The organism is Streptomyces hainanensis (assembly GCF_004348415.1).
In the GTDB taxonomy this organism is placed as follows: Bacteria; Actinomycetota; Actinomycetes; order Streptomycetales; family Streptomycetaceae; genus Streptomyces; species Streptomyces hainanensis.
Genome location: NZ_SMKI01000371.1, coordinates 1 through 8004 on the forward strand (window position 1 = coordinate 1; position 8004 = coordinate 8004).

The 8004-nt window shown below is 74.4% G+C and carries 5 protein-coding genes and 1 pseudogene; 5 read left to right on the forward strand and 1 reads right to left on the reverse strand.

Features of this window, described 5'->3' with window-relative positions:
• From E1283_RS27210 to E1283_RS27225, 4 genes and pseudogenes are all read left to right on the forward strand, one after another.
• Positions 1-3076 (forward strand): lysylphosphatidylglycerol synthase transmembrane domain-containing protein (locus E1283_RS27210; RefSeq protein ID WP_243745136.1); only part of this gene is annotated, 3076 nt, incomplete at its 5' end.
• A gap of 87 nt (positions 3077-3163) precedes the next feature.
• Positions 3164-3568, forward strand: coding sequence for a TOBE domain-containing protein (locus tag E1283_RS27215; protein WP_132820808.1), 405 nt, complete (start codon positions 3164-3166; stop codon positions 3566-3568).
• Between the two features lie 7 nt (positions 3569-3575).
• Positions 3576-4382 (forward strand): molybdate ABC transporter substrate-binding protein, encoded by an 807-nt coding sequence (modA, locus tag E1283_RS27220; RefSeq protein ID WP_132820809.1) that lies wholly within the window; start codon positions 3576-3578, stop codon positions 4380-4382.
• A 34-nt stretch (positions 4383-4416) separates the two neighbouring features.
• Positions 4417-5181 (forward strand): annotated as a pseudogene (locus E1283_RS27225) (ABC transporter permease); the annotation flags it as partial.
• Positions 5182-5220: 39 nt separating this feature from the next.
• Here E1283_RS27225 and E1283_RS27230 read toward each other — a convergent pair.
• On the reverse strand, positions 5221-5649 hold the full coding sequence (locus E1283_RS27230) for a MarR family winged helix-turn-helix transcriptional regulator (RefSeq protein WP_132820813.1): 429 nt from the start codon (positions 5647-5649) through the stop codon (positions 5221-5223).
• A 185-nt stretch (positions 5650-5834) separates the two neighbouring features.
• On the opposite strand from E1283_RS27230, the gene E1283_RS27235 reads away from it, so the two are divergent.
• Positions 5835-7892, forward strand: a complete 2058-nt coding sequence (locus E1283_RS27235) for an MMPL family transporter (RefSeq protein WP_132820811.1) — start codon at positions 5835-5837, stop codon at positions 7890-7892.
• The last annotated feature ends 112 nt before the right edge of the window (positions 7893-8004 follow it).

Consider the following 8004-nt stretch of genomic DNA (forward strand, 5'->3'; position numbering starts at 1 on the left):
GGGCGAGCCGGGGCGGACGGCGGGTTCCGGCCGCGGCCGGAAGAAGTCCGGGGACGGCCCGGCCGAGCCGGCGGGCGGCGGGCGCCGCCGGGGCCGGCGGCGGGCCGGCGAGCCGGACGCGGGCGGCGACGCCGCGACGCCGTCGCCGGGCGCGCCCGGCGACCACACCGAACGAGGCGGCCGCGGCGGGGCGCGGCCCGACGACGGGGCGAGCGACGGCGACCGCCGGCCGGTCGGACCACCGGCGGCCGACGACGAACCGGACGGCCCGTCCAGGAGCGCCGACCAGGAGCCGTCGCCGGGCACCCGCCGCCGCAGGGCCGGCGGCCGCCGACCGGCCGCCGTCGCCGCGACCGACGCCGCGACCGACGCCGGCGGTGAGGCCACCCCGCCGGAGGCCGCCGTCGCGGCGCTCGACGCCGACACCGACACCGACACCGACGCCGACGCCGCCCCGCCGGGCGCCGGCAGTGGGCCGAAGGCGTCGGCCGCGGCCGAGTCCGACGCCACGCACATCGACGGCGACGAGCCGTTGCTCGCGGCCCGCGTGCACCGGCCGGCCGACCTGCTGCGGGTGCTGCTCGGCCTGGCCGGCATCGCGGTCGTGCTGGCCCTCGCCACCTGGGCCATCGGCACCACCGCCGGCATCGAGCGCGACGTCGACAAGGGCGCCGCCCAGGCGCCGTCGCTGCTGATCAGCTTCGCCGGCTTCGTCTCCGCCATCGCCGTCCTCGTCGTCCCCGTCGCCTTCGCGATCGAGCGGCTGATGAGGCGCGACGGCCTGCGGATCGCGGACGGCGTGCTGGCCGCCGTGCTGGCGCACGGCGTCTCGCTCTCCTTCAGCCTCTGGGTGGCCCGCCTGGCCCCCGATACCGTGCAGGACGCGCTGACCAGGGACGGCCCGGGCGGCGTCACCACGGACCCGGTGCACGGCTATCTGGCGCCCGTCATCGCCTACGCGACCGCCGTGGGCATGACGCACCGGCCGCGCTGGCGGTTGGCGATGTGGGCGGTGCTGCTGCTCGACGGGTTCGCCGTCCTGGTCGCCGGCTTCACCACGCCGTTCTCGATCATCGTCACCATTCTCCTCGGCTGGACCATCGCCTACGCCACCCTCTACACGGTCGGCTCCCCCAACGTGCGCCCGACGGGGCAGCAGTTGCTCGCCGGCCTGCGGCACGTCGGCTTCCGCCCGGTCAGCGCGCTGCGCGCCGAGGACCGGGGCGACACGGACCGCCGCGACCAGCACGACTACTCGGAGCCGACCAGGCGCTACCTGGTCACCCTGGAGTCGGGGCCGCCGCTCGACGTCACCGTCGTCGACCGCGCCCAGCAGGCGCAGGGCTTCTTCTACCGCGTCTGGCGCCGGCTCGCGCTGCGCGGCATCACCACCCGCCGCAGCCTGCCCTCGTTGCGCCAGGCGCTCGAACAGGAGGCGTTGCTCGCCTACGCCGCGATCTCGGCCGGCGCCAACGCGCCCAAGCTGATCGCCACCTCGGAGCTGGGCCCGGACGCCGTGATGCTGGTCTACGAGCACACCGGCGGCCGCAACCTGGACTCGCTGCCCGACGACGAGATCACCGACGAGCTGATGCGTGCCGCCTGGCGACAGGTGACGGCCCTGCAGACCCGCCGGATCGCGCACCGTAGGCTCGACGGCCGCTCACTGCTGGTCGACCGGATCGGCACCGTCTACCTCACCGACCTGCGCGGCGGCGAGATCGCCGCCAGCGACCTGCTGCTGCGGATGGACGTCGCGCAGTTGCTGACCACCTTGGGCCTGCGGGCCGGCGCGGAGCGCGCGGTGGCGGCGGCCGTGGCCATCCTCGGCCCGGACGCGGTGGCCAACAGCCTGCCGCTGCTCCAGCCGATCGCCCTCAGCCGCAACACCCGTGCCACCCTGCGGCAGTTGGCCAGGGAGCGGTCGCAGCGCGAGCGCGAGGCGGTGCTGGAGGCCACCCGGGTCTACCGGGAGGCGACCGGCAACCTGCTGGAGAACGCGGACCGCAAGACCACGCGCGCCGCCCGGCAGGCCGAGAAGCAGGTGATGGACGAGGCGTTGGAGAACGCCACGGAGCCCGACCTGTTGTCGCTGATCCGCGAGCAGGTGCTGTTGATCCGCCCGCAGGCCCCGATAGAACCGGCCCGCGTGCAGCGGCTGCGGCCGCGCACCCTGGTCACGATCATCGCGGCCGTCTTCGCGGCGTACTTCCTCACCATCCAGCTGATCAGCCCGGAGTTCCAGCGGGTCTGGGAGGGCGCCAACTGGGGCTGGGTGCTGATCGCGGCCGGCTTCTCGGCCCTCACCTACTTCGCGGCCGCGATGAGCCTGCTCGGCTTCGTGCCCGAGCGGGTCGTGTACCTGCGCACGGTCACCGCGCAGGTGGCGGGCTCGTTCGTCAAGCTGGTCGCCCCGGCGGCGATCGGCGGCGTCGCGCTCAACACCCGCTACCTGCAACGCCAGGGCCTGCGCCCGGGGCACGCGGTGGCCAGCGTCGGCGCGTCGCAGCTGTTCGGGCTCGGCAGCCACATCACCCTGCTGCTGGTCTTCGGCTACCTCGCCGGCACCGAGCACACCCCCTCGCTCTCGCCGTCCCGCACCGTCATCGCCGGGCTGCTGACGCTCGCCGTGGTGGTGCTGATCGTCACCGCGGTCCCCGCCCTGCGGAAGGCGCTCTACGACCGGATCCGCACCCTGTTCGCGGGCGTGGTGCCGCGCATGCTGGACATCGTGCAGCAGCCGAAGAAGCTGCTCAGCGGCATCGGCGGGATGCTGCTGATGACGCTGGCGTTCGTGATGTGCCTCGACGCCTCGCTGCGTGCCTTCGGCTACGAGCTGAGCTATCCGACCATCGCCGTGGTCTTCCTGGCGGGCAACGCGCTGGGCTCGGCCGCCCCGACGCCGGGCGGCATCGGTGCCGTCGAGATCGCGCTGGTCGCCAGCCTCGCCACCTTCGGCGTCCCGCGGGACGAGGCGCTCGGCGCGGTGCTGCTGTTCCGGCTGATGACGTTCTGGCTGCCCGTGCTGCCCGGCTGGCTCGCGTTCACCCACCTCACCAGAAAACAGGCCATCTGACCCCAGCCACCCCCGGGCTCGCGGCTGCGAGCCCGGGATCCGGGATGACCTTGCGGATGCGAGCCGATCCCCCATAATCTCCCGCACATGCGTTCCTACAGCATCGGCCGTGCCGCCCGGCTGCTCGGCGTCAGCCCCGACACGGTCCGACGCTGGGCCGACTCGGGACGGCTGCCCACCCGCCGGGACGAGGCCGGCAAACGGCTGATCGAGGGCGCGGACCTGGCGGCGTTCGCCGTCTCGCTGGCCCAGGACTCCGCCGGCGCCGACGCCGGCGACGACGAGTCACGCACCTCGGTACGCAACGCGTTCCCCGGCATCATCACCGCCGTCCGGCTCGGCGACGTCGCGGCCCAGGTGGAGGTCCAGGCCGGCCCGCACCGGCTGGTCTCGCTGCTCACCAGGGAAGCCGTCGAGGAGCTCGGCCTGGCCGTCGGCATGGAGGCCGTCGCCCGGGTGAAGGCCACCAACGTCCACATCGACACCGTGTGAGGCCCCTGTGCGACACCACGCCAAGCTCGCCGCCCGCTCCCTGCTGGCCCTGACCGCCGCCACCGCGCTGCTCGTCCCGCTCGCCGCGTGCGGCAGCGACGACACGTCCTCGGCCGGCACCGACGACGCCGCGACCGGCGAGGAGTCGGCCACCCTCACGGTGCTGGCCGCCGCCTCCCTCACCGACGTGTTCGAGGAGGCCAAGGAGGTCTACGAGGACGCCAACCCCGGCACCACGCTGGAGTTCTCCTTCGCCGGCTCCCAGGAGCTGGTCGCCCAGGTCGAGCAGGGCGCCCCGGCCGACGTCCTGGTCACCGCCGACACCCCGACCATGGACGGCGTGGCCGACGAGACCGCGGTCGACCCGGTGGTGATCGCCCGCAACGCCCTGACCATCGTCACCCCGCCGGACAACCCGGCCGGCGTCGCCGCCCTCGCCGACCTGGCCGACCCGGACCTGCGGCTGGTGCTGGCCGCGCCCGAGGTGCCGGCCGGCCGCTACGGCCGGCAGATCCTGGAGGCCCAGGGCGTCGAGGCCACGCCGGACTCGGAGGAGCCCAACGTCCGGGCCGTCCTCGGCAAGGTGCAGTTGGGCGAGGCGGACGCCGGCCTGGTCTACGTCACGGACGCCACCGCCGCGGGCGACGGCGTGGCCACCGTGGAGATCCCCGAGGACCAGAACGTCACCGCCGAGTACCCGGCCGCGCCGCTGGCCGACTCCGCGCACCCGGAGGCCGCGGCGGACTTCGTCGCGTGGCTGAGCTCGGCCGAGGCCCAGGCGCTGCTCACGGGCGCCGGCTTCCAGGCCCCGTGACGGCCGCGTCCACCGTGTCCCCGACGGCCTCGCCATGAGGGTCCGCGCGCCGCTCACCCTGGTGCTGCCCGCCGTGCTGGCCGCCGGTTTCCTCGCCGTCCCGCTGCTCGGCATCCTCGCCGACGCCCCCTGGTCGGACCTCGTCGGCCGGCTCACCGAGCCGGCCGTCACCGAGGCGCTGCGGCTCTCGCTGCTGGTCTCCGGCTGGACGCTGCTGTTCTCGCTGCTGTTCGGGATACCCCTGGCCTGGCTGCTGGCCCGCGTCGACTTCCCCGGTCGCACCGTCGTCCGCTGCCTGGTGCTGCTGCCGATGGTGCTGCCGCCCACGGTGGCGGGCGTGGCGCTGTTCCAGGGCGTGGGCCGGCGCGGGCTGTTGGGCGGCTACCTCGAGTCGCTCGGCGTCGTGCTCCCCTTCTCGACCGCCGGCGCCGTGGTGGCGTCGACCTTCGTCGCCATGCCGTTCCTGGTGATCAGCCTGGAGGGCGCGCTCGCCGGTCTCGAACCGCAGTACGAGGAGGCCGCCGCCACCATGGGCGCGGGCCCGCTGCACACCCTGCGCCTCGTCACGCTCCCGATGCTGGCGCCCTCGCTGATGGCCGGCGCCGCGCTCTGCTGGGCGCGGGCGCTCGGCGAGTTCGGCGCCACCATCACCTTCGCCGGCAACCTGCCGGGCACCACCCAGACCCTTCCCCTCAAGGTCTATCTGCTCCTCCAGGACGACCCGACCGGCGCCACCGCCGTCTCGCTCCTCCTGGTCGCCGTCGCCGCCGCCGTGCTGTTCGCCCTCCGCGGCCGCTGGCTCCGACCGCTCCGCTAGGGCCCGGGCCCCCTGTCCGGCCTACGATTCGTCGGCCGGGGTGGCGGGACGGAGCCGGTCCAGCTCGTCGTTCATGGTGCGCAGGAAGCGCACCACGACGGCCAGTTCGTCCGCCGTGAAGCGGCGCCGCGCCGACTCGGTGCTGGCGGCCAGCGGGCTGAAGTACTCGCGGGCCACGTCCTTGGCGGCCGCCTCGTAGTGGAGGTGGACGACGCGGCGGTCCTGGGCCGAGCGCACCCGCCGCACGTGCCCAGAGCGCTCCAGCCGGTCGAGGCAGGCCGTCATCGCCGGCGAGGTGAGGTCGAGTCGCAGCCGGAGCACGCCGGGGGTCATCGGGCCCTCGTCGCCGTGCTCGGCGTCCAGGATGGCGATCAGGGCCCGCATGTCGGTGAGGTGGAGCCCCTGCGCGTGGGCGAACTCCTGGGCGATCCGGTTGAACTCGCTGTTCATCCGGCGGAGCAGCACGGCGAAGGTCTTCAGCCCGGTCTCGTCGCCGCGCGGTGGGGCTGCCGGGATGGGTTCGACGGACACCCCCTCAGCATAAGAGGTGGCTCGACCATGGTTATGCTCGGTCATCGAAATACTCCACGATCGAGATGATCTGGGGTCGAGATACTGGGGATGTCGAGGCGCGCATGAGGGACACACGGCGATGGCTCCGATGGCTGCTGCCCGGCCTGCTGGTCGTCGCGTGGTTGGGGGTCGGCGGCACGCTCGGCCCCTACGCGGGGAAGCTCGGCGAGGTCGCCACCAACGACCAGGCGTCCTTCCTGCCGCGCGGCGCGGAGTCGACCAGGGTGCTGGACGCCCAGGACGACTTCGACCAGTCGCGGACGCTCCCGGCGATCGTGGTCTGGACGGTGGCCGAAGGGGAGCCGGCGGTCACCCCCGCGCAGCGGGAGGCCGCGACCGAGGCGGTCGGCGCGCTCGCCACCCGCACCGGGGTCGCCGGACCGCCGTCGCCCGCCCTGGTCTCCGAGGACGGCCGGGCGCTCCAGGCCGTCGTCCCGCTCGAGTCCGACCTGTCGGACGAACTCCTGCCCGAGGTGCTGGAGACGGTGCGGGACGCGGCGGCCGAGGTGCCCGGCACCTCGGCGCGGATCGCCGGCCCCGCCGCGAGCCAGGTCGACCTCTCCGACGCCTTCTCGGGCATCGACGGGCTGCTGCTCGGCGTCGCCCTCGCCGCCGTGCTCGTGATCCTGCTGCTGGTCTACCGCAGCCTGCTGCTGCCCCTGGTGATCATCGTGAGCGCGGTGCTCGCCCTCGGCCTCGCCAGCGCCGTGGTCTACGCGTTGGCCGACCGGGACGTGGTCCGCGTCGACGGGCAGGTGCAGGGCATCCTCTCCATCCTCGTCATCGGCGCCGCCACCGACTACGCGCTGCTGCTCGCCGCCCGCTACCGCGAGGAGGTGGTGCGCCACGACCACAACCTCGCCGCGGCACGGGCCGCCGTGGCCCGGTCCTCGGGCGCGATCGTGGCGAGCGCCGCCACCGTCGGCCTCGGGCTGCTCGCCCTGCTGGCCAGCGACCTGACCAACAACCGGGCCCTCGGGCCCGTCGGCGCCATCGGGATCGTCTGCGCCGTGATCAGCACGCTCACGTTCCTCCCCGCCGTGCTCGTCCTGTTGGGCCGGGCCGCCTACTGGCCCGCCCGGCCACGCCCGGCCGAGGACGGCGCCGGTGCCGGCACCGGGAGCACCGGCGGCCGCGGGGTCTGGCCGCGGATCGCCCGACTCGTCGACCGCCGGCCCCGGCGGGTCTGGGCGGCCACCGCCCTGCTGCTGGCCGTCTGCGCCGGCTTCGCGCCCACCCTGAACTCGCAGGGCGTGCCGCTCGACGAGACCTTCGTCAACGACGCGCCCTCCGTCGCCGCCCAGGAGACGCTCGGCGAGCACTTCCCCGGCGGCGCCGGGAACCCGGCCGTGATCATCGCCGACGCGGACCACACCGCCGAGGTCACCGCCGCCGCCGAGGCGACCGCCGGCGTCGCCTCCGCCGCCGTCGTCACCGCCTCGGGAGCCCCCGCGGAAGCGGCCGAACCCCTGGTCGTCGACGGGCGGGTCCGGGTCGACGCCACGCTCCAGGACGCCGTCGACAGCGAGGCGGCCCAGGGGACCATCCGGCAGCTGCGGACGAACCTGCACGCGATATCCGGCGCCGACGCCCTCGTCGGCGGCTACACCGCCCAGCAGTACGACACCCAGGCGACGGCCGGCCGCGACCGTCTCGTCATCGTGCCCGTGGTGCTCATCGTCATCCTGCTCATCCTCGTGGCCCTGCTGCGCTCCCTGCTGATGCCGCTGCTGCTGGTGACCACCGTCGCGCTGAACTACCTCGCGACGCTCGGCGTCTCCGCGCTCCTCTTCCAGCAGGTGCTCGGCTTCTCCGGCACCGACGCCTCGGTGCCGCTGTACGGGTTCGTCTTCCTCGTCGCCCTCGGCGTCGACTACAACATCTTCCTGATGTCGCGGGTCCGCGAGGAGACCCTCGGACACGGGACGCGGGAGGGCGTGCTGCGCGGCCTGGTGTCGACCGGCGGGGTCATCACCTCCGCCGGCGTGGTGCTCGCCGCCACCTTCGGGGCGCTCACCGTGATCCCGCTGGCCTTCCTGTTCCAGATCGCGTTCATCGTGGCCTTCGGGGTGCTGCTCGACACCCTGGTCGTCCGCTCGCTGCTGGTGCAGGTGACGTAGCCGCGTTGGAAGTTGTGGTACCTGATGTGCGGGTTCTCGGCGACGAGCGTCAGGCCGCCCGGGTCCTGGTCGACGCCGTCCATCCAGGAGGTGACGGACGTCCCGATGACGG

What these genes read in the sequence shown, in the direction of transcription:
- E1283_RS27215 (WP_132820808.1), top strand. Translation starts at nt 3,164, where the DNA reads ATGCGTTCCTACAGCATCGGCCGTGCCGCCCGGCTGCTCGGCGTCAGC.
- E1283_RS27235 (WP_132820811.1), top strand. Translation starts at nt 5,835, where the DNA reads ATGAGGGACACACGGCGATGGCTCCGATGGCTGCTGCCCGGCCTGCTG.
- E1283_RS27230 (WP_132820813.1), bottom strand. Translation starts at nt 5,649, where the DNA reads ATGAACAGCGAGTTCAACCGGATCGCCCAGGAGTTCGCCCACGCGCAG.